Origin of the sequence: Spongorhabdus nitratireducens, assembly GCA_947387575.1 — a bacterium.
Classification (GTDB): domain Bacteria; phylum Pseudomonadota; class Gammaproteobacteria; order Pseudomonadales; family Endozoicomonadaceae; genus CANDOC01.
In genome coordinates this window covers 51,279-73,885 of sequence record CANDOC010000015.1, presented here as the reverse complement: position 1 = coordinate 73,885, position 22,607 = coordinate 51,279, and the positions used below count along the sequence as shown (strand labels likewise).

The window sequence follows — 22,607 nt, the reverse complement described above, 5'->3', positions numbered from 1 at the left end:
AATGTGACGGAAACGGCGGAGGAAACGAATGGAAGTTGTGACCATTACCATTTTGCTGATCAGTTTTCTGATACTGATCACAGCCGGAATTCCAGTCTCCTTTGCCATTGGTATGGCCACGCTGGCCGCCAGTCTGACCATGCTAACGCCCGATGCAGCCATTGTTTTACTGGCCCAGCGGATGGCAACAGGTCTAAACAGCTTTGCTCTGCTGGCCATTCCCTTCTTTATTCTGGCCGGCATTCTGATGAATCAGGGCGGTATTGCCCGACGGCTTATCTGTTTTTCACAGATGATTGTCGGCCGGTTACCCGGCTCTCTGGCACATGTAAATATTCTGGCCAATATGCTGTTTGGCTCTATTTCAGGATCCGGCGCTGCTTCAGCAGCCGCTGTCGGCAGTGTATTAAGCCCGGTACAGCGTAAGGCCGGCTATGAGCCGGAATTTGCTGCCGCTGTTAATGCAGCCTCTTGCCCGGTGGGCCTGCTGATACCTCCCAGCAATGTAATGATTATCTATGCCCTGACCAGTGGCTCGGTTTCGGTAGCGGCACTTTTTATGGCCGGGTACCTGCCGGGGATATTAATGGGAATTGGCCTGATGCTGGTCACTGCGATTATTGCAACAGGAAAGAATTACCCCAAACCCCAGCGCCCTTCTGTCCGACAGGTATGGATGGCATTCATCGATGCTATTCCCAGCATGATGCTGATTTTGGTTGTGATGGGAGGCATCCTCAGTGGCTTTTGTACGGCAACAGAAGCTTCTGCTTTTGCTGTGGCCTACAGTTTTATCCTGTCTGTCTGCATCTACCGCGAGGTCGATATCAGACAGTTACCTGCTATTTTATTGGAATCAGTCACTACAACATCCATCGTGCTGTTACTGATCGCAGTCTCCATCTGTATGTCCTGGGCCATGACCAACGCCGATTTGCCGTGGATTATCAGTGAAAATTTGCTGCAGCTGACGGATAACCCGGTGCTGATTATTTTGGTGATTAACTTGTTACTGCTGGCAGCAGGCGCATTTATAGATATGACACCAGCAGTACTTATTTTTACGCCTATATTTCTTCCGGTGGCGACTGAACTGGGTATGGATCCATTGCACTTTGGCATCATGATGATCTTCAACCTGTGTATTGGTCTGGTCACCCCGCCGGTTGGTAATGCGTTGTTTATAGGCTGCAGTGTCGGTGAAGTGGATATTCACCGGGTTATAAAACCCATGTTGCCATTTTATGCTGTGCTGTTTGTGATTTTGATGGCTGTGGCCTATATCCCGGAACTTTCCCTGTTCCTTCCAGGATTATTTGGCCTGTGACCGGTCACAACTGCGACCCGAACATGAGGTAAACCATGTCCAGTGAGCTGTTGCATCCCGATCGTTTATTTCCTGCCGACCCGGTAATACGCCATGTAGCCAGGGAAATTTACGAGGACATAAGAGAACTGCCCATTATCAGCCCGCACGGACATATCGAGGCTCGCTGGTTTGCCGAGAACCAGCCGTTTGAAAATCCTTCCGCTCTGTTTATTTCACCCGATCACTATGTGTTCCGAATGCTGTATAGCCAGGGGACATCGATGGAATCTCTCGGGGTTCCTCCTGCCAGCCTCGAAGTCAGTATTGAGCACGACCCCCGCGAAGTCTGGCGCAGATTTGCCAGCCAGTATCGACGTCTGTTCCGGGGAACGCCGTCGCGCCTGTGGATTGATCATGCCTTGTCTGAAGTTTTTGGTATTCAACAGCCACTCACTGCTGATAATGCTGATGAGATTTACGACCAGATCAACATCAGCCTCCATAGTCCGGAGTTTCTACCCCGTAACCTGTTTGAACAGTTCAATATCGAAGTTTTGGCAACAACAGAGTCTGCCATCGACGAGCTAAAACACCATCGAACTCTCAACAATTCTGACTGGGATGGTCGAATCATTACCACCTGGCGCCCGGACAGCGTAACAAACCCCCAGCATCCGGCCTTTGTCCATGATATGCGCTGGCTGGGTGAAATAACTCGCAAGGATACCCATGACTGGCGTGAATATATTGCGGCCTTACGGATACGTCGGCAGATTTTTAGTGATATGGGTGCAACAGCCACAGATCATGGTTTTCCAACACCTTTTACCACTGTATTACAGCCTGATTTTTGTCAGGAGTTACTGACCAAAGCTCTTACTGGAAAGATATCTTCAGAAGAAGCAGAACTGTTTCGTGGTCATATGCTGACTGAAATGGCGCAGATGAGTGTTGAAGATGGTCTGGTAATGCAACTGCATACAGGCAGTCACCGGGATCATAACGCTCTGGTTTTCAGTCGCTTCGGACTGGACAAGGGTTGCGATATTCCAACCGGAGTCAATTTTGTTGAGGGGTTGAAGCCCCTGTTAAATCAGGTTGGTAACAGCCCGGATTTAACCCTGATTGTTTTTACTCTCGACGAATCTACCTACAGCCGGGAACTGGCACCACTGGCCGGTCACTACCCGGCACTGAAGCTGGGCCCCCCCTGGTGGTTTCATGACAGCCCGGAAGGTATGTTGCGCTACCGGCAGCAAATTACCGAAACCGCAGGCTTCTATAATACCGTGGGTTTTAACGACGATACCCGGGCTTTTCTTTCAATTCCTGCCCGGCATGATGTTGCCCGGCGTATGGACAGCCGGTTTCTGGCCACGCTGGTCTGTGAACACCGGCTAACACTGGAAGAGGCCCATGAAACAGCACATGACCTGACCTACCGGTTACCCAAAGCAGCTTACAAACTCTGATACTCAGGACAGCAGATAAACTACGCCGAGTTAACGATGCCGCAACTGAATCAGCAACTTCAACTGCCTACCAGTGTCGACAGCTTCCGCTATGACCGTAACCGGCTGCAAACCGGTATTGTTCATCTTGGACTGGGGGCTTTTCACCGGGCCCATCAGGCACTGTACACAAACGATGTTATAAACCTAACAGGAAAGCTGGACTGGGGTATCTGTGCGGCCAATATCCGCAGTAATCATCAGCTCGTAAATACCTTGAAGCAGCAGGACAATCTCTACACCGTTACCGAATACCAAGCCGATGGCACACCCGAAACACGGGTTTGTGGTGCAATTGTCGATACTCTGTTTTCTCGTCCCGAGCCATATCATCTACTACAAAAAATGGCAGACCCGAATACACGAATTGTTTCCCTGACGATCACCGAAAAAGGCTATTACCTGAAGCCTGCCTCGAGAGAGTTACAGTTGGATCACCCGGATATTCAGCACGATATCACCAGTCCTGATCAGCCTTACACTGCAGCAGGAATGATCGTAAACGCTCTTAACAAACGACGAAAGTCAGGAATTCCGCCATTCACAATAATGAGCTGCGACAATATTCCGGAGAATGGCACTTTAACCCGGCAGGCCGTGGTACAACTGGCAGATACAACAGATCCGGATCTTGCCCTTTGGATCAGGGAAAACGTCGCATTTCCATCCACGACGGTCGATCGGATTGTACCGGCAACAACACCCGAAGATTTGAAGCAGTTGGAAGACAGGCTTGGTTTTCGTGATGGTGCCGCGGTGATTACCGAGTACTTTCGTCAATGGATTATCGAAGATAACTTCCCTCTCGATCGACCCGATTGGGACTTGGTTGATGGGGCCAGATTTGTCAGCGACGTACGACCGTATGAACAAATGAAATTAAGGATGCTCAATGGCAGCCACTCCTTTCTGGCCTACCTTGGTTACCTGGCCGGATATCGCACCATTGCCGACACAATATCAGATCCGGTCTTCTATACAGCAACCCGGCGGCTCATGTGTTCCGAAGCCGCCATATCTCTGGAAATGCCTGACGCAGTAAACCTTGAAGATTACGCGGATCAATTATTGAAACGCTACCGTAACCCTGGCTTAAAACACAAAAATGCACAGATTGCGATGGATGGCAGCCAGAAAATCCCGCAGCGATGGCTTGATACCATACGCTGGCATCTTCAGCGCAACAGCAATTTTGATTGTCTGGCATCAGGCGTTGCCGGATGGATGCGTTATATCACGGGTAACGACGAACAGGGTCAATCCATTGAGTTATCCGATCCGATGCAAGCAGATCTGCAGGGCCTGTTCAAACGCTACAGTAACAGTCCAACGGATTATGTTGCAGCAGTAATAAAACAAGAAACAGTCTTCGGCACAGATCTTGGCCAACACCCTCACTTTATAGCAACAATCCAGGAGGCTTATAACAGACTGCTGAAACAGGGTGCGGCAAAAGCAGTCGCTGCCCTTTCAGCCAGACAGGAGAATTCCTGATGGAACAAACCTGGCGCTGGTTTGGCCCTGATGATCCGGTCACTATCAGTGATATCCGCCAAACCGGTGCAACCGGCATTGTGACCGCCCTGCATCATATACCCAACGGAGAAAGCTGGAGTGTCGAGGCCATTCAACAACGTTGCCATGAAATAGAATGGGATGATTCTCAAAACACGGAAACCGGGTTGAACTGGTCAGTAGTAGAGAGTGTTCCTGTTACAGAAGAAATCAAGCAACAGCGGGGAAACTGGCAAGCCCATATTGAAAACTATAAACAGACTCTGAGTAATCTCGCTGCCTGCGGCATCCATACTGTTTGCTACAACTTTATGCCAGTACTGGACTGGACCCGGACAGACCTTGCATTTCAGTTACCTGACGGATCAAAAGCATTACGGTTTGATGCCACGGCTTTTGCAGCCTTTGATCTTTATATCCTGCAACGCAAGAGCGCTGTGCAGGACTATACCCGCACCGAACAGAAACAAGCCGAGCAGTATTATCGAGCCATGTCTGCGGACGATATTCAGGGTTTGACATCCAATATCATTGCAGGATTACCCGGTGCAGAAGAGGACTATGACCTTCAACAGCTGGAGCAGACTCTGGCTGATTATTCATATATCGATACCAGCGATCTGAGAAATAACCTCTCGGTATTTCTGCAGGAAATAATCCCGCTGGCAGAGCAGCTGGGTATAAGAATGGCCCTGCATCCCGATGACCCGCCTGGACACCTTCTGGGTCTGCCCCGCATTGCCAGTAGTGAACAGGATCTGCAGCGTGTTCTCCAGTTGATAGACTCACCAGCCAACGGTTTGACATTATGCTGCGGTTCACTCGGGGCTCAATCCGATATCGATCTTGCAGGTATTGCCTCCCGACTGGGTCACCGTATCAACTTTGCCCACTTACGCAACACTCATCTGGAATCGGATAACCGGAGCTTCTACGAAGCTGATCATCTGCAGGGTGATCATGATATGTATGCCATTGTCAGAAGTTTGATGCAGGAGCAGTACAAACGCATCCAACAACAACGTCAGGACTACCGTATTCCAATGCGTCCTGACCATGGACACCAGATGCTGGACGATCTGCATAAAACAACCAACCCCGGCTACTCTTGTATTGGCAGAATGCGTGGTCTGGCGGAATTACGGGGGCTGATGATGGGGATCGAGCGCTCTCTGCTTCGGCAGCAGGAACAAACAGCATGACCATAAAAGTTGCCTGTATTGGAGAGTGCATGGCAGAGCTGTCTGAGACAGAAGGAGATCGCTGCACGTTAAGTATGGGAGGTGACACTTACAACACCGCTGTCTACCTTAAACGCTGCATGGGTTCTCGGGCTGATGTGAGCTTTATTTCAGCTCTTGGGGCTGATGGTCTGAGTAACCGTATGCTGCAGCAATGGCAGGATGAAGGGTTAAATTGTGACCTGGTTACCCAAATTGCTGACAAGCAACCGGGCCTTTACAGTATTCAATTGACACCTGAGGGCGAACGCAGCTTCTGTTACTGGCGCAATGACTCAGCTGCCAGAAGTTTGTTTTCCCAGGGCCTTAGCCTTAAACAACTCCTCACCCTGCAGACATCATTTGATCTGTACTTTATTTCTGGTATCTCTCTGGCAATTCTTGACCCTGCCAGTCGGAAATTACTGGTCTACCTGATGGCGCAGGCTCACCAGAGAGGAGCCACCATTGCTTTTGATAGTAACTACCGCCCTATGATTTGGGAATCAGAAGTAACTGCACGTCACTGGATAAATGAGGTCCTGCAATTTGTCGATATCGCACTGGTCTCATTTGATGATGAGAAAAAACTATTCGGTGATAAAAAAACCGAGCAAATGCTTTCCCGGCTTAAAACGACTAAAGAAGTTGTGGTGAAACAGGGAGAAAACGGTTGTCATCTAGGAGGCACTCTTACCAAAAACAGCACGGTACCAGCCAAGCAGATCAAAGAAGTTATTGATACAACCGCAGCAGGTGATGCCTTTAACAGCGCTTACCTTGCTGCTCGTATGATGAACCAGTCCCCACTACAGGCAGCCCGCAACGGAAACCGGCTGGCTGCAAAAGTTATCCGCCACAAAGGAGCCATTATACCCGCGGAGCAGATGGAGTGAGTGTTTCAGATATTCTGCAGCAGGCATCACCTGTTCTGCCCGTTATTACACTCCACCAGCCGGAACAGGCTGTGCCTCTCGCTGAGTCCCTGATGGCAGGCGGATTAAGTGTGCTGGAAATCACTTTAAGAACGGATGGTGCTCTTGATGCTATATCCAGAATAAAGCGTGTCTTCCCGGAATGTTGTGTCGGAGCCGGCACAGTGATCCATAGCAACCAACTTAACAATATAAAAGACAGTGGTGCAGATTTTATTGTTACACCCGGGTTTTATCCGGGGTTATTACAGCAGGCCAGGCAAACATCAATCCCGATACTACCCGGAGTAGCCACCCCGGGAGAAATCATGCAGGCTATAAGTATGGGGTTTGATACGCTGAAACTGTTCCCTGCCCGAATCCTTGGTGGGCCTGCCACCCTTAAAGCACTGGCTGGTCCGTTCCCGCAGACAAAGTTTTGCCCAACCGGAGGGATTTCAGTTGCAGATCTTGCCAGCTATCTGGCCCTTCCAAATGTTCCCTGTGCCGGAGTGTCGTGGCTGACACCCCGGCAACTGATAGAAGCAAAAGACTGGCCGGCAATTACTGCACAGGCGAAAGACTTTCTGGCGGAAAAATCAGGCATTAACGGATGAAACGCCCGCACCTTCTGAACGGTAGGGTTGGCTATCTGCCCAGCGCATCACCAGCAAGGCCAAAATACTCGCTACGGTAAAACCACCGGTCAGCGGAATAATAGTCTGGTTAAAAGCAGCGCCAAGACTGGCACCGATAACCAGTGCAACCATGCCACTGATCAGACTGATAACCGATGTTGCCACACCTGCAATATGTCCCATCGGTTGCATTGCAACCGAGTTCATATTGCCAAACACAAAACCGATACAGAAAAAGACCGCAATCATTACCGCCAGAAAAATATTCAGGGAGACAACCACACCGGTTATGAGGGAGTAAGCACACAGTATGCCGCAAAGCAGTGCTATACCGATCGTTGCCGTCTGACACAGCGCCTTCATACCAAAGCGAACCACGATACGCGAGTTCAGTAACCCGGCAGCTCCAACAGCCAAAGCCAGGATTGCAAAGTACAGTGCAAACAGATCACCAGCCTGATAGATCTCGTGAAAGATCTGCTGGGAAGACATCAGGTAACTACTGAAAACACCGGAAATCATACCCAGCGCCAGGGTATATCCGATGGTTGTGCTATTGGTGCAGATTTCCTTCACGCCCGCAATAAATGTCTGCAGATTGAATGCCCGACGATTCTCGGCTGTCAGGGTTTCCTGCTGTCGCAGCCAGAACCAACACAACAGCAATGCGGCCATCAGACTGAAGACAATAAAGATATAACGCCACTCGGCAACAGCCAGCACAAGCTGCCCTCCCAACGGGGCGACACAGGGCACCAGAATAAACACCGACATAGCCATCGACATAATCCGGGCCATATCCACTCCGGCATACTGGTCACGCACAATAGCGACTGCCAATACCCGGACCGCAGCCACACCCACACCCTGCAATATGCGACCAGCCAGCATTACAGAAAAGCTGCCTGCAAGTGCAGAAACCAGACTACCACCCAGAAAAATCAGAATACCCAACGCGACGACGGGCTTGCGTCCAAAGCGGTCAGACAGTGGCCCGTAAATAATCTGGGCCAAAGTATTGCCCAATAAAAAGAAGACGATTACCTGCTGTCGGTCATTGGCATTGGGTACTGCCAGCTCCTGACCAATCTGGGGCAGTGCCGGCAGCATCATATCGATTGAAAGTGCTGCCAGAGACATCATAAAAGCGGTAAGCGCAATAAGCTCTGCTCTTCCGTGCCCGGACGCAGTGCGGGCGGAAAGCTGTGAAGTGGTGGCCTGAGACATGAGTACTACTGTCCATACATTATTGTTCTGGACCAGAAAACGTTCAGGCAGGGATTACTGCATTGGAAGAGTGCTGAGTCCATTCATCGGGAGCAACAGGTTACGCAACCTGTCCACATCATTCAATTTGAATAATACTTAGAGAGCGTTCTCAGTTAGCTATGAGACTCGTGCGATTTCACCTGCCCGTTTTCCTGGTCGTATGAGAGAAGGTCAATGCCAGCCGAGGTACTTGTTCCCATCGCTGACGGCTCTGAAGAAATTGAAGCTGTCACTGTTATTGATACCCTGCGCCGTGCCAACTGTAATGTGACTGTTGCAGCCTGTACGGAAGAAAACCGTTTATCGATCGAGGCTTCCAGAGGTGTCCGGCTTATTGCCGACTGCCATATCAACTTCTGTGCCAGCCAGAGTTTTGACCTGATTGCCTTGCCGGGAGGTATGCCTGGCGCCCGTCATCTTCGGGACTGTGAGCCATTAATTTCATTACTACAAAGGCAGCAACAGGCGGGGCGATGGTATGCCGCAATCTGTGCCGCTCCGGCTGTGGTTTTGGCCCACCATGCGCTATTGGATAATGTCTGTGCAACCTGTTATCCGGACTATCTGGACCAGCTGGAAACCGCCCTGCCCAGCCCGGATACACCAGTTGTCGTTGATCCCAAAAACCGGGTGATTACGGCACAAGGACCTGCCAGTGCCATGAGTTTCAGCTTTGCCCTGATTGATGCGCTGTGTGGCAAGGATATGCATCGCCCGATTGCAAGACAGATGCTCGCTATCCAGTAATTTCGCTCACTTCTGATCTAATAAATCCAGTATATTATCTGCCAGCCAGGTAAATGCCGGCCCCCGGCTATGACCGGGGGCTGAAATACGTTCAACCGGCAGGCTCCAGGCTTTGTAGTCTATCTCTACGGGTAATGCCTTTAACTGATTGCTGTAATGCTCTTCTTCCAGCAGATGACGAGGAATATAACTCCAGCCAAATCCCTGCAGTGCCAGCTCCCGCAACATATACAGGTTATTGCACCACCAGATATCAGGCCCTAGCTCATCAAAGTCACGTAATACCTGTCCTTCCACGCCCTTTACCAGCAACTGCCGATACTGCGCCAGATCACTCAACTCTACGGACTTCATTGCAGACAACGGGTGATCAAATGCAGCTACTGCCACAAACGGCAGCAGTCCGATAAAAACGGAATCCAGTTTCGGATTCAAACCCGGAGCTGCAAACATTAACCCAAGATCAGCAGCCCCGGACTCCACCAGTCCCGGTGCATCCGGACTGGCAACACTAATAAATGTCAGCTGGGTTGCCGGAAACAGCTCAGCAAATTGCTTTAGCATGTTACTGGCTCCTGGCAGCAACAAGGCCTCATCCAGTGCCAATACCAGCCGGGTCTCATGATCACCGGCAAAACTGGAAACCGCCTGCTCCATTCGATAATGATGTTGCAGCAGGCTGCGGGCATGCATGAACAGTGCCCGTCCCTGCTCGGTCAGAACCGGAGAGCGGCCACTGCGTTCAAACAGAGCAATATCAAAATCAATTTCCATATTGATAATGCCCTGACTTACCACGGATTGAGACTTGCCCAGCTTTCTTGCGGCCGCCGAAAACGAACCTGTTTCAGCTGCAGCCACAAACATTCGCAATTGTTCCAGCGTATACATATCGTTAAAACCGATAGAAGCTAACTTTGTTCCACCCAAAATAAAAATAGAATGGAGAAATATCAACATACGGATTCAACGAACTTATCCATGTCTTACAAAGAACGAATTTTTCACGCTGTATTGTTTGAAGTGATCGCACTGCTACTTGCCATTGTTCTTGGCTCATACATAACAGGCAAAGACACCGTCAGTATGGGTGGGATTGTTGTCATCCTGTCCGTCTGCGCCATGGTATGGAACTACATTTACAATTGGGGAATTGATCACTATCTGCAGATAGAACGTGACCAGCGCGGATTAAAATTCCGCATTCTGCATAGTCTTGGCTTTGAGTGTGGACTCATCTTTGTCTCTGTGCCTTTTTTGATGTGGGCACTGGACATGCCATTCTTGCAGGTGCTGCTGCTTGATATTGGTGGCGTGGTTTTCTTTCTGGTTTATTCACTGGTTTTTAACTGGGCCTATGACCGATTCTTAGGGTAGACATTAAGTCTCAAGCACCCACAAAGCATAGGACAGAGTTCATCTTGATATAGTCTACGGTAAAACCATTCTGAGGCTGAACAAGATGAACTGCATTGATATTAGAACAGTTGAAAAAACTGCTGACCTGCTTCTCTCAAGCCGAGCTGACTCAAATCGCTGAACAAGTAGGTTTCACTATCCGGTTACGGAACATCATGCCCCTTGATTTCATCCTGTCTCTGATAACGGCCTTGGGCGGGGATGGCAACGCCACGACACTGGCTGACCTTCATCGAAAATTTAACGAGTTGACTGGCTGTAACGTCACTTATCGCTCATGGATCAATCAGCCCAAGAAAGACACTCTGCCTACGCTGATACTCTGGCTCTGGTTCTGCTGTCTGGAGCTGTTCTCCCGTAAGGTTCTGGCATTTGATGAAAATAGTCCCTTCTCAGATTTTGAGCACATTTATATCCATGACGGCTCTTCCCAAGCCGTGTATAAGGCTTTGGAGGATGTGTTCCCTGGCCGTTTCTCCAGGATAAGCCCGGCAGCTGTTGAGATTCATACAACGATGGATCTTCTCAATGACAATCTCGTGCGGGTTCAGCTGACGGAGGATACCCGTTCAGAAAGAGCCTGCCTGCCGTCATCGCCATCATCACTGGCTTTGACTGTATGAGACTGGGTTTATGCTTTTTGGGTGGAGCTTAATGTCTATCCTAAGAGAAACTACTAAATCCGACTCAGTGATCCATTTTAAAGCGATTTTCCGTGGTACTGAATTGAATACCTCCTCAGACGTTATCTGGATTTCCAAAATGAGCTTATTGCCAAAATAAAAACAGCCGCTTAGAATCGGATTTCGCGTTTAACTTAGAACTAATAATCAATAAAAAAACAAAGAACAAAAAAGAGAAGATTCTCGAACATAAGGAGTTAAGCATGGCTAAGAAAGTATTAATTGTAGATGACTCGTTTTACATGAGGTCGCAGATTAAGATATCACTTGAAGAAAATGGCTTTGATATAATAGGAGAAGCCCCAGACGGTGAAACAGCGATAAACTTGGCCTTGGAACTCCAGCCAGACCTCATCACATTGGATAACATTCTTCCTGACATGATGGGCTTCGAAATACTGAAGATCCTGAAAGAAGAAGGTTTGGAATCAAAATTTTTGCTAGTCAGTGCTGTCGGGCAGCAAACTGTCGTCAATAAATGTAAAAAACTAGGTGCCGACGACTACGTAGTCAAACCTTTTACTTCAGAAGATTTGGTGAAAGCAGTCAATAATATACTTTAATTCTTAATAAAAAAATGTTCCGCCAGCCGTATTACCAAAGTTGCGGGAATAAAGCTAATACGGTCGGCTCGATGATATCCGGCAAGCCAGAAGCTGCTATTCTGACTTGCCATGCAACCCGTCTTATCAGGCCACACTCTGCTTCTTGGCAAACACCGCCAGACCACCACGGGAAGTCTCGCGATATTTGCTCTGCAGGTCCAGACCGGTTTGATACATGGTCTCGATAACACTGTCGAGAGAAACCTCGTGGTTACCATCGCCACGCATGGCCAGACGACAGGCGGTAATCGCCTTGATAGCTGCCATACCGTTACGCTCGATACACGGTACCTGAACCAGGCCGGCAATCGGGTCACAGGTCATACCCAGGTTGTGTTCCATGCCGATTTCAGCCGCATTCTCAACCTGATGAACATTACCGCCCATCACAGCAGCCAGAGCACCGGACGCCATGGAACAGGCACTGCCGACTTCAGCCTGACAACCCGCTTCAGCACCGGAAATGGATGCATTCATCTTATACAGCGCGCCGATAGCCGCAGCTGTCAGCAGGAAGTTGCGAATACCCTGCTGATCGGAACCCTTGATAAAGCGGGTGTAATAAGCCAGTACTGCCGGAATGACACCAGCCGCACCATTTGTCGGAGCCGTTACGACACGACCACCACAGGCATTCTCTTCATTAACCGCCATGGCGAACAGGGTAACCCAGTCCATAATGGCAAAGTGATCTGTCAGCATGGATTCAGGGTTAGCCATCAGAGTGCGATGCATATCGGATGCACGACGCTTCATACCACTGACCGGCAGAGTGCCCTGCATTTTCAGGCCACGATCGATACAGTTGCGCATCACATCCCAGATCTGGTCGATACCCTGGTTAACCGCTTCCTCGTCACCGTTGGTACGCACCTTTTCATTGGCCATCATCAGTTCAGCAATGGTGATGCCATCTCGCTCACACATTTCCAGCAGATCTGCACCGCTTTTGAATGGGTAAGGCAGTTCCGGCTGACCACTGTCTGCTGGTTGCAGGCCATCTTTGGTTGCATTGAATTCATCAGCGCAAACAATAAAGCCACCGCCAATGGAGAGGTAGGATTTGTAGTAGATGACAATGCCGTTAGCGTCGGAAGCAAAAATCCGCATGCCGTTCGGGTGTTCCGGCAACTCCTCACCAAAGTGGAAAATCATCTGGCTTTCGTAATCAAACGGAATGGAGTGAGTACCGCCCAGCTTCATGGAGCTGCTGTTACGAATGTAGTCGTATGCCTTGTCTGCCTCATCCGGGTCAACAGTATCCGGACGGAAGCCGGCCAGACCCAGCAGCGTTGCCTTGTCAGTCGCGTGACCGACACCGGTATGGGCCAGTGATCCATACAGACCAACACGAATACTTGCGGTCGACTCAAACACACCTTTTTGTTTGAGCTCATTGACGAAGCGCTGTCCCGCCCACATCGGCCCCATAGTATGGGAACTGGAAGGACCAATGCCGATTTTAAAGATATCGAAAACGCTCAGGGTCATGACTTTCTCCAGCCTGCCGGAATACTACTTCCGGGTCACTGCTGTAATTCACATTTGATGGCGGTCAGGGCAGAAGCACCTTGTGGCGCATCATCTAACAGCATGAAAATTGGCGCGGATCATACCAACCTGTTCTCGAACCTGTCTTCCCGTAAAAGACGATATTTTGTCGTTCCGATCATGGTAAAAACCGCGACCAGACTGTTGTCTAAAATCAGAAAATAAACCAACCAGACGACATTGCTATAACAGCACTCAAGACAGTCTTCGAGGAAATAGAGTTGATCCGTCTAAAAAAATGCCCGCAACCTTCAGGGTGCGGGCATTGATCAATCACAGTAGCAAATTGCTGCCCGCTATCTTACATAAAGAAGTTGGAAGCGATAAAGCCTGTGATGGTGATGATACCCATAATCAGGGTAAAGGTGTTAGCACCGGACTCGTACTTGCGCAGAGCCGGGATCTTCTTAACAGCCAGTACCGGCATAACAAACAGGATCATCGCCAGGATCGGTGCTACCAGCGCTTCAATCATGCCCATGACACTGACGTTGGCATAAGCGATAGCCCATACAGCCAGGGTAATAAACATCATGCTGAAACGGTTCACACGAGCTTCGCTGATTTCAGCCTTCGGGTTACGCTTCTTCAGCACGTTGACCACAATGCTGTTCAGACCTTCACGGCTACCCATGTAGTGACCGAAGAAAGAAGAGCTGATAGCTACCAGGGCAACGATCTGGGCCAGCCAGCCAAACAGGTTGTTATCAGTGCGCTGGGCAAAGTAAGACAGAATGGCAATGTTGTCGTTCTTGACCTGGGCCAGTTCTGCCGGAGACAGGGTCAGGACACAGGAGAATACAAAGAACATTACAAAGCCGGTCAGCAGCATGGAAGTACGCAGCAGGGTGCGGCTGGCAGCCGGTTCGGCGTTGTCACCCAGATCCTTGCGGTAAGCAGAAGCAAAGGAAGATACGGCCGGAGAGTGGTTAAAGGCAAAAACCAGTACCGGAATGGTGACGAACATGGTCTTGAAGAAGTCAGCCATATTGAACGGCGCATCAAACTGGGCACCGTTCCACTCGGGAACCAGGTACAGGGAAACACCCAGCAGTACCGCGATCAGCGGATAAACAATGGCCTGGGTCACTTTCAGTACCAGCTTCTGGCCGGCAACCATAACACCTACCAGCGCAACAACCAGTACGAAGCTCAGCAGCAGACGCGGCGGAGGCGTCATGCCCAGCTGGTTGATAATCAAGCTGTTTACAGTATTGGTGATACCAATGCCGTAAATCATCAGAATCGGGAAGATAGATGCAAAGTAACCAACGGTGATCACAGAACCGGCTTTCGGGCCGAAGTGTTCAACCACTGCGTCAGTGATATTACCGTCCGGGTTGGAAGAAGACAGGCAGAACCGGGTCAGGCCACGGTGCGCCAGAAAAGTCATCGGACCGACCAGTACGGTCATGGCGATCAACGGCCAGATACCGCCCAGACCGGCATTAATCGGCAGAAACAAAACACCTGCGCCAACTGCGGTGCCGAACAGAGCCAGCATCCACTCCATGTCACGCTTTTTGCCAGCGCTGGCGGCAGCATTGCTTGCACTGACAGTACCTTGCATCATCTCTTGAGTCTGATCCACGGTGCCTCCAAAGGCGGTATGTAAACGTCTGAAGAAGTACTTCCGGGAGGGGATGGGGGAGGAAGTACTGCTCATGAAAAATCGGTGGGCACTTTATGAGTAAACGGAGATTTACACACTCCGAAAGCACACCTATTTATTTTGCAATTTCCCGTAAATATCAGGTAACCCAACGTACAAAATCAGCCGAAACCACCGGATCATTACATGTCTTTGTTAAATATCGCTGATTTTGCTGGAGCCTTTGCGCTGCAAGGGTTTCAGGATAATTTTGTTAACTTTTTCAACTCAATTTAAATTAACAATCCGGTCTTTCATCGATCAGGCAAAAAACTTACACTTTGCTGACAAACAGCCTGCCCCGCAGCATTTATCTGATGCTGTCAGAAGCAGACCATTGTGATGGGTGTTCACGTTAACCTGATTCACCTTCACGCCCGGGTTAGTTACGTTGTCAGCCTGAAGACCTGTCCTATGCCATTTCAAAAATGTATTCCGTGCCTGCTGGCACTGATAGCTGCTTTTGCCTTGCCTGATATTGTTTTTGCCGAAGGGGTGCTGAATGTTGTGCAGCAACGCATTCTTTCTATTTTCTTGCTGGCAACCTTTCTTTGGGTAACCGAGCTGATTCCGGCCTTTGCCACTTCGTTGCTGATTATTACCCTGCTGGTTTTCACCGCTTCAGATAACGCTCCGTTTTTCCTGCGTGGAGAACTGGGCCAGCATGCACTGAACTACAGTGAAATTTTCAGCAGCTTTGCGTCTCCGATTATTATTCTGTTCCTGGGTGGTTTTTTTATTGCGCTGGCCAGTGCCAAATACAAGCTGGACCTGAACCTGGCCCGGGTGCTGCTAAAGCCTTTTGGACGTCGCTATGAAACGGTGATGCTGGGCATCATGATGATTACCGGCGTCTTCTCGATGTTTATGAGCAACACCACAACCACCTTGATGATGCTCACGATCATGACACCACTATTGGCTGATATGGACCGGGACGATCCGGGAGTTCGGGCGATGGTGCTGGCGATACCTGTGGCAGCCAACCTGGGTGGAATGGGCACACCGATTGGTACACCACCCAATGCCATTGCTTTCCGTTATTTCACCGGGGAGCACGCCATTACCTTCGGCAGCTGGATGGCATTTGCAGTTCCGCTGGCCATCATCATGATCGCTTTCAGCTGGCAATTGTTACTGCGGCTTTATCCGACCCGAAGCCACGAAATTAAAATCAAAATTGACTCTACTTTTGAAAGAGGACTCAAGCCCTATATTGTCTATGCTACGGTATTGCTGACCGTACTACTGTGGGTGTTTTCCGGCTTACATGGCATGAATGCTTACGCCGTAGCCATCCTGCCGGTCGCCATATTCAGTATTACCGGTATTGTCGGCAAGCATGATCTGAAAGATATCAGCTGGGATGTGCTGTGGTTGCTGGCCGGAGGTATTGCCATTGGGGCTGCACTGAGCACTTCCGGACTGGCACTGAAGCTGGTCAGTATGATGAGTTTTGACAGCCTGCCGGTGGTACTGATATTCCTTGGCATGTCGGTTGTCTGTGTATTGATGGCCACGTTCCTGTCCAATACTGCAACCGCTAACCTGCTGATGCCTATTGCTGCGACCATGTCAGTTTCCATCGCCGGAATCGGCGACTGGGGCGGACTGGTCGCTATTGCATCCCTTGTTGCACTGTCATCATCACTGGGGATGGGGCTGCCGATCAGCACACCACCCAATGCGCTCGCTCATGCTTCAGGAATGGTGCAAACCAGAGACTTTATTCGCACCGCCAGAATCATCAGCCCGCTCGGTATTTTGCTGATTTGTAGTGCCTTGTCCGTCATGGTCTGGTTAGGAATTCTTACCTGAACTCAACAATCCGCAACTAAATTCAACTGGATTTTATAAAGCGAGCTGTTTATTGACTCGCATCAATATTAAACTACCAGTCTCAACTATAGTTGAGCGACAGTTGAGCCATTGCAGAATCCGGTTGAATTTGGTTATCAGTATTCTGAATTGTTAGTCTTGGCTTGCTGTAATTTGTAACACATCATCCTGAGGTCACGATGTCCGTCTTCAACTCTGTTTCCGCACCTGATCAACAGACGCTTGATCGTCTGGCAGAAGACGTGACAGCGATACCGTTCAGTGACACTGACCGCCAGATCCTGGAATCTTTGAAGGTTGTTGTCGACGGTATTGCTGCAGCTTTTGGTAACAGCTGCGAGGTTGCTCTTCACTCACTGGAAGACCTGACCTGCTCTACTATCAAGATTGCCAACAGCAGCCTCAGTGGCCGCCGTATCGGCAGTCCGATTACTCCGCTCGGACTGCGCCAGCTGCATGACATCTCCAAGCAGGCTACAACCGATACCAGCACCTCATTCAAGCACTCCCCTGACGGTCAGCTGCTGCGTTCCACCAGCATGGTAATCCGCAACGACGAACAACGTCCGATTGCCATGTTGTGCGTCAACATCAACATGAGCGCACCGGCCTTTGACTTTATGCAGAGCCTGCTGGGTGAGTATCCGACTACCGCACCGGAGCGTGAGGCCTTCCCGGACACTATCGATGACCTGGTCGAGCACAACATCGAGCAGACCATTGCTGAAGTCAACAGTAACCGGGAAATCTCCAACAAGGCCAAGAACCGTCACATCATCATGACGCTGTTCGACAAGGGTATCTTTGAAATAAAAGATACAGTCCCGCTGGTCGCATCTAAACTGGGTGTGACCCGACATACAGTTTATCTGTACATACGACAGAAAAAGTCAGCAGATACCTGAATTCAGGATCCGCAGCTATAGGTCATAGCTACAGATATAGCGAGTTATAAAGCTACAGAGATTATCAGCTCTGCCGAGCTAGTAATCTAAGTCCGGATTTAAAGGCAAGGCCCTCGCCTCATACTGAGGGCCGCTAAGGCCCTGAAGAATCCTTGCAGACCAACGACGTCGACTGTCTACTCTTCGCTACAGGCTAGTTGCTACAACAGCCTGTTCCGAAAAAAGTAAAGCCACGCCGGCCGGCAAGCACCTCCCAGGGCATGCTCTCGAGCACTTTCGTTTATATATGAGCTGTCAGCGTTAAACCAATGCATACACTATACATCGCCCCTACACACTTCGGCACCGGCCTGACTTCCGCCTCGCTGGGCCTAGTTCGTGCGCTGGACCGCCTCGGTGTCCGGGTTCATTACTTCAAGCCCATTTCTGTACCGGGTTTCGACGTAATCCGTCCGGGTTCTTCCAATGAAGTGGTACAGGACCTGACCAGCCAGCAGATGCCAGACCCTATTTCCATGGAAACCGTGGAAGACCTGCTGGGTGATAACAAGCTGGACGTACTGCTGGAAGATATCGTTGCCCGCTTCGATCAGGCTTCCAGAGGTGCTGATGTTGTTGTCGTGGAAGGTATGCAGCCGACACGCGGTGCACCTTACATCGCCAGCCTGAACAGCGAAATGGCACGTGCGCTCGACTCCCGTGTAGTGCTGGTCAGCTGCCCTGAAGAAGACGAAACTCTGTCCGAACTGGCTGACCGACTGGAAATTACTGCCGAACATTACGGCAAGGGCGGACTCAACAGCCGCCGCATCCTGGGTTACATCATCAACAAGCTGGATGATGCATCACTGGAACAGCTCCACAGCGATGAGCGCTTTGCCCGCCTGCCGGACCTGTCCAAGCGCAAGGCCATGCCGATTGGCTATATTCCGTGGAAAAACGAACTGTCTGCGCCTCGCACCAGTGACCTGGCGGCCAGCATCAAGGCCTCCATCATGTTTGAAGGTGATATCGATCAGCGTCGTGTAACCAGCCGGGTTTTGACTGCCCGTACTGCAGCCAACATGGCTGAAATGCTGAAGCCGGGCGCGCTGATTATCACCCCGGGAGACCGTGACGATATTATCCTGGCCAGCTCCATGGCAGCCCAGAACGGTGTACCGCTGGCCGGCCTGCTGTTGACCGGTGGTGAAGCTCCGGCCGACTCCATTCTGGACCTGTGCCGTCCGGCGATTCAGAGCAGTGGCCTGCCGGTTATTTGTTGCAATACCTCTTCTTACAAGACCGCCACCATGCTGGACCGCCTGCCGGGCCATATGCCGGCTGACGACAGAGAGCGCATTGACCGGGTTATGGAAACTGTTGCTGATCATATCAACAGCGACTGGCTCCACAGTCTGATTGCCACCACAGCTGAAGAGCGCCTGTCTCCTCCGGCCTTCCGTTACCAGCTGGTGCGCAAAGCCCAGCAAGCACAGAAGCGTATTGTACTGCCGGAAGGCGATGAGCCGCGCACCATCAAAGCGGCGGCTATCTGCCAGGAGCGTGGCATTGCCAACTGTGTGCTGCTGGCCAAGCGTGAAGAGGTTGAAGCCGTTGCTGCCAGTCAGGGCATTACCCTGCCGGAAGGACTGGAAATCATCGATCCGGAAACCATTCGTAAAGATTACGTTGATCCGATGGTTGAGCTGCGCAAGCACAAGGGCCTGAACGAGCCGATGGCTGAAGCCCAGCTGGAAGATACCGTGGTACTGGGTACCATGATGCTGGCTGAAGATCACGTCGATGGTCTGGTATCCGGTGCAGTTCACACTACCGCCAACACCATCCGTCCGGCATTCCAGCTGATCAAACCGAAGCCGGGTTCCGGCATGGTATCTTCTGTCTTCTTTATGCTGATGCCGGAACAGGTACTGGTATACGGTGACTGTGCAGTTAACCCGGATCCGACTGCAGAACAGCTGGCTGCTATTGCTATCCAGAGTGCTGATTCTGCCGCTGCATTCGGTATCGAGCCTCGCGTTGCGATGCTGAGCTACAGCACCGGCAGCTCCGGCCAGGGCAGCGATGTCGAGAAGGTTATCGAAGCTACTCGCATCGCCCGTGAACAGCGCCCGGATCTGATGATCGACGGCCCGCTGCAGTACGACGCCGCTTCTGTTGAATCCGTTGCCAAGAGCAAGGCGCCGGGTAGTGACGTTGCCGGCCGTGCCACTGTATTTGTATTCCCGGACCTGAACACCGGTAACACCACCTACAAGGCAGTACAGCGTAGTGCCAACGTAGTCAGCGTCGGCCCGATGCTACAGGGTCTGCGCAAGCCGGTTAACGACCTGTCCCGCGGCGCGCTGGTTGACGACATTGTATTTACTGTTGCCCTGACAGCGATTCAGGCCGAACAGGGCTAACATCAGGCTGGACAAGCCATATTTTTTAACCTGGCGGAGAATCCCCTTCTTCGCCAGGCAGTTTGAAACGACGACATATCCACATATTTTCTTCAACGTTACCCGATAAACTCGAGGTTTAATCGTTATGACTACTGAAACCCAAGCCTGGGAAGGCTTCACTACCGGTGAATGGTCCGAGTCCGTTAACGTACGTGACTTCATCCAGAAGAACTACACTCCGTACGAAGGCGACGACAGCTTCCTGGCCGGTGCGACCGAAGCCACCGACAAGCTGTGGATCGACGTGATGGAAGGCATCAAGGTCGAGAACAAGACCCTGGCACCTCTGGACTTCGATACCAGCGTAATCTCCACCATCACCAGCCACGATGCCGGTTACATCAACAAGGATCTGGAGACCATCGTTGGTCTGCAGACCGAGAAGCCGCTGAAGCGTGCCATCATGCCGAACGGCGGTGTACGCATGATCGAAGGTTCCTGCAAGGCTTACGACCGTGAGCTGGATCCTCAGGTTTCCAAAATCTTTAGCGAATACCGCAAGACCCACAACCAGGGTGTATTCGACGTTTACACCAAAGACATCCGTAACTGCCGCAAGTCCGGCGTTCTGACCGGTCTGCCGGATGCTTACGGCCGTGGTCGTATCATTGGTGACTACCGTCGTGTTGCCCTGTACGGTATCGACTTCCTGATGAAGGACAAGGCTGCCCAGCACGCTTCTCTGGAAGACAAGCTGACCAACGGCGAAGATCTGGAAGCAACCATCCGTCAGCGTGAAGAGATCTTCGACCAGTGGCGCGCCCTGGACCAGATGAAGACCATGGCTCAGAAGTACGGCTGCGATATCAGCAAGCCGGCTACCAACGCTAAAGAAGCTGTTCAGTGGACTTACTTCGGTTACCTGGCTGCGGTCAAGAGCCAGAACGGTGCCGCCATGTCTCTGGGTCGTGTAGCGTCCTTCCTGGACATCTACATCCAGCGTGATCTGGACAAGGGCATCATCACTGAAACTGAAGCCCAGGAATTCATCGACCACTTCGTTATGAAGCTGCGTATGGTTCGCTTCCTGCGTACTCCTGAGTATGATGAACTGTTCTCCGGCGACCCGATCTGGGCGACCGAATCCATCGGTGGTATGGGTCTGGACGGCCGTACTCTGGTTACCAAGAACAGCTTCCGCTTCCTGCACACCCTGTACAACATGGGTCCGTCACCGGAGCCGAACATCACTGTACTGTGGTCTGAAAACCTGCCGCAGAACTTCAAGGATTTCTGCTCCAAGGTTTCCATCGACACCAGCTCTATCCAGTACGAAAACGATGACCTGATGCGCAAGGACCTGAACAGCGATGACTACGCTATCGCTTGCTGCGTATCCCCAATGGTTGTTGGTAAGCAGATGCAGTTCTTCGGCGCCCGTGCCAACCTGGCCAAGGGTCTGCTGTACGCCATCAACGGCGGTGTTGACGAGAAGCTGCTGACTCAGGTTGGTCCGAAGACTGATCCGATCACTTCCGACGTACTGGAATTCGACGATGTTATGGCGCGTCTGGACACCTTCATGGACTGGCTGGCCAAGCAGTACATGACTGCCCTGAACTGCATCCACTACATGCACGACAAGTACAGCTACGAAGCCGCCCTGCTGGCACTGCACGACCGTGACGTAGTACGTACCATGGCTTGTGGTATCGCCGGTCTGTCCATCACTGCTGACGCCCTGTCTGCTATCAAGCACGCCAAGGTCAAGCCGGTTCGCAACGAAGACGGTATTGCTCTGGACTTCGAAATCGACGGTGACTTCCCGAAATACGGTAACAACGACGACCGTGTTGACAGCATCGCCTGCGACCTGGTTGAGCGCTTCATGAAGAAAATGGCTGCGCTGAACACCTACCGCAACTCCCGTCCGACCCAGTCTGTACTGACCATCACCTCCAACGTGGTATACGGCAAGAAGACCGGTAACACTCCAGACGGTCGTGAAGCCGGTGCTCCTTTTGCTCCGGGTGCCAACCCGATGCACGGTCGTGACACCAGCGGTGCGATTGCTTCCCTGAGTTCCGTAGCCAAGCTGCCGTTTGAATACGCTCAGGACGGTATCTCCTACACCTTCTCCATCGTGCCGAAGGCTCTGGGCAAGGACGACAGCACTCAGCAGCGCAACCTGTCCAACCTGATGGACGGTTACTTCCTGAATGACGAAGGTCGTGAAGGCGGTCAGCACCTGAACGTTAACGTGATGAACCGTGAAATGCTGCAGGACGCTATGGAATGCCCGGAGAAATACCCGAGTCTGACCATCCGCGTTTCCGGTTACGCTGTACGCTTCAACTCCCTGACTCGCGAACAGCAGCTGGATGTTATCACCCGTACCTTTACTGAAACCATGTAATCCGGTTTCAATTAAAGATCAGGTG

The 22,607-nt window shown here is 51.0% G+C and carries 18 protein-coding genes; 14 read left to right on the top strand and 4 right to left on the bottom strand.

Going from position 1 to position 22,607, the window contains the following annotated elements; translation table 11 throughout:
* Positions 1-28: 28 nt before the first annotated feature.
* From ACYZZ0_RS22020 to eda, 6 genes are read left to right on the top strand one after another with little or no spacing between them, the layout of a single operon-like run.
* Positions 29-1,327, top strand: a complete 1,299-nt coding sequence (locus tag ACYZZ0_RS22020; protein ID WP_461538825.1) for a TRAP transporter large permease — start codon at positions 29-31, stop codon at positions 1,325-1,327.
* 35 nt (positions 1,328-1,362) lie between these two features.
* A complete protein-coding gene (uxaC, locus tag ACYZZ0_RS22015) occupies positions 1,363-2,781 on the top strand; it encodes a glucuronate isomerase (RefSeq protein WP_461538824.1) in 1,419 nt (472 codons plus the stop codon).
* A 36-nt stretch (positions 2,782-2,817) separates the two neighbouring features.
* Positions 2,818-4,314, top strand: a complete 1,497-nt coding sequence (locus ACYZZ0_RS22010) for a mannitol dehydrogenase family protein (protein WP_461538823.1) — start codon at positions 2,818-2,820, stop codon at positions 4,312-4,314.
* The gene (uxuA, locus tag ACYZZ0_RS22005) at positions 4,314-5,537 is read left to right on the top strand and encodes a mannonate dehydratase (RefSeq protein WP_461538822.1); all 1,224 of its coding nucleotides are present in this window, start codon (positions 4,314-4,316) and stop codon (positions 5,535-5,537) included. The genes ACYZZ0_RS22010 and uxuA overlap by 1 nt, the downstream gene beginning before the upstream one ends.
* Complete coding sequence (locus tag ACYZZ0_RS22000) at positions 5,534-6,451, top strand: sugar kinase (RefSeq protein ID WP_461538821.1); 918 nt, start codon at positions 5,534-5,536, stop codon at positions 6,449-6,451. Before uxuA ends, ACYZZ0_RS22000 begins: the two co-directional genes overlap by 4 nt.
* Complete coding sequence (eda, locus tag ACYZZ0_RS21995) at positions 6,448-7,086, top strand: bifunctional 4-hydroxy-2-oxoglutarate aldolase/2-dehydro-3-deoxy-phosphogluconate aldolase (RefSeq protein WP_461538820.1); 639 nt, start codon at positions 6,448-6,450, stop codon at positions 7,084-7,086. The genes ACYZZ0_RS22000 and eda overlap by 4 nt, the downstream gene beginning before the upstream one ends.
* Here the strand turns inward: eda and ACYZZ0_RS21990 are convergent.
* Positions 7,069-8,334 (bottom strand): multidrug effflux MFS transporter, encoded by a 1,266-nt coding sequence (locus ACYZZ0_RS21990; RefSeq protein WP_461538819.1) that lies wholly within the window; start codon positions 8,332-8,334, stop codon positions 7,069-7,071. The genes eda and ACYZZ0_RS21990 overlap by 18 nt on opposite strands.
* 216 nt (positions 8,335-8,550) lie before the next feature.
* Here ACYZZ0_RS21990 and ACYZZ0_RS21985 point away from each other — a divergent pair, with 216 nt between their 5' ends.
* Complete coding sequence (locus ACYZZ0_RS21985) at positions 8,551-9,123, top strand: DJ-1 family glyoxalase III (RefSeq protein WP_461538818.1); 573 nt, start codon at positions 8,551-8,553, stop codon at positions 9,121-9,123.
* Between the two features lie 6 nt (positions 9,124-9,129).
* Here the strand turns inward: ACYZZ0_RS21985 and ACYZZ0_RS21980 are convergent, their stop codons facing one another.
* Positions 9,130-10,014, bottom strand: coding sequence for a LysR family transcriptional regulator (locus tag ACYZZ0_RS21980; protein WP_461538817.1), 885 nt, complete (start codon positions 10,012-10,014; stop codon positions 9,130-9,132).
* A gap of 90 nt (positions 10,015-10,104) precedes the next feature.
* Between ACYZZ0_RS21980 and ACYZZ0_RS21975 the strand changes: the two genes are divergently transcribed.
* The 3 genes from ACYZZ0_RS21975 (at position 10,105) to ACYZZ0_RS21965 (ending at position 11,788) form a co-directional block, all read left to right on the top strand.
* A complete protein-coding gene (locus ACYZZ0_RS21975; protein ID WP_461538816.1) occupies positions 10,105-10,500 on the top strand; it encodes a PACE efflux transporter in 396 nt (131 codons plus the stop codon).
* 95 nt (positions 10,501-10,595) lie between these two features.
* Entirely contained in the window at positions 10,596-11,165 is a 570-nt protein-coding gene (locus ACYZZ0_RS21970; protein WP_461538815.1) for a transposase, read from the top strand.
* A gap of 263 nt (positions 11,166-11,428) precedes the next feature.
* Positions 11,429-11,788: a response regulator gene (locus tag ACYZZ0_RS21965; protein WP_461538814.1), complete on the top strand. Its 360-nt coding sequence runs from the start codon at positions 11,429-11,431 to the stop codon at positions 11,786-11,788.
* A 126-nt stretch (positions 11,789-11,914) separates the two neighbouring features.
* Here ACYZZ0_RS21965 and ACYZZ0_RS21960 read toward each other — a convergent pair whose 3' ends face one another.
* Positions 11,915-13,321, bottom strand: coding sequence for an L-serine ammonia-lyase (locus tag ACYZZ0_RS21960; RefSeq protein WP_461538813.1), 1,407 nt, complete (start codon positions 13,319-13,321; stop codon positions 11,915-11,917).
* Between the two features lie 361 nt (positions 13,322-13,682).
* The gene (locus ACYZZ0_RS21955; RefSeq protein WP_461538812.1) at positions 13,683-14,972 is read right to left on the bottom strand and encodes an SLC5/6 family protein; all 1,290 of its coding nucleotides are present in this window, start codon (positions 14,970-14,972) and stop codon (positions 13,683-13,685) included.
* A 402-nt stretch (positions 14,973-15,374) separates the two neighbouring features.
* Between ACYZZ0_RS21955 and ACYZZ0_RS21950 the strand changes: the two genes are divergently transcribed.
* The 4 genes from ACYZZ0_RS21950 (at position 15,375) to pflB (ending at position 22,582) form a co-directional block, all read left to right on the top strand.
* Positions 15,375-16,850: an SLC13 family permease gene (locus ACYZZ0_RS21950; protein ID WP_461538811.1), complete on the top strand. Its 1,476-nt coding sequence runs from the start codon at positions 15,375-15,377 to the stop codon at positions 16,848-16,850.
* A 200-nt stretch (positions 16,851-17,050) separates the two neighbouring features.
* Positions 17,051-17,776 (top strand): helix-turn-helix transcriptional regulator, encoded by a 726-nt coding sequence (locus tag ACYZZ0_RS21945; RefSeq protein WP_461538810.1) that lies wholly within the window; start codon positions 17,051-17,053, stop codon positions 17,774-17,776.
* 308 nt (positions 17,777-18,084) lie between these two features.
* Entirely contained in the window at positions 18,085-20,184 is a 2,100-nt protein-coding gene (gene pta / locus ACYZZ0_RS21940; protein ID WP_461538809.1) for a phosphate acetyltransferase, read from the top strand.
* Positions 20,185-20,311: 127 nt separating this feature from the next.
* Positions 20,312-22,582, top strand: coding sequence for a formate C-acetyltransferase (gene pflB / locus ACYZZ0_RS21935; RefSeq protein WP_461538808.1), 2,271 nt, complete (start codon positions 20,312-20,314; stop codon positions 22,580-22,582).
* Positions 22,583-22,607 lie beyond the last annotated feature (25 nt).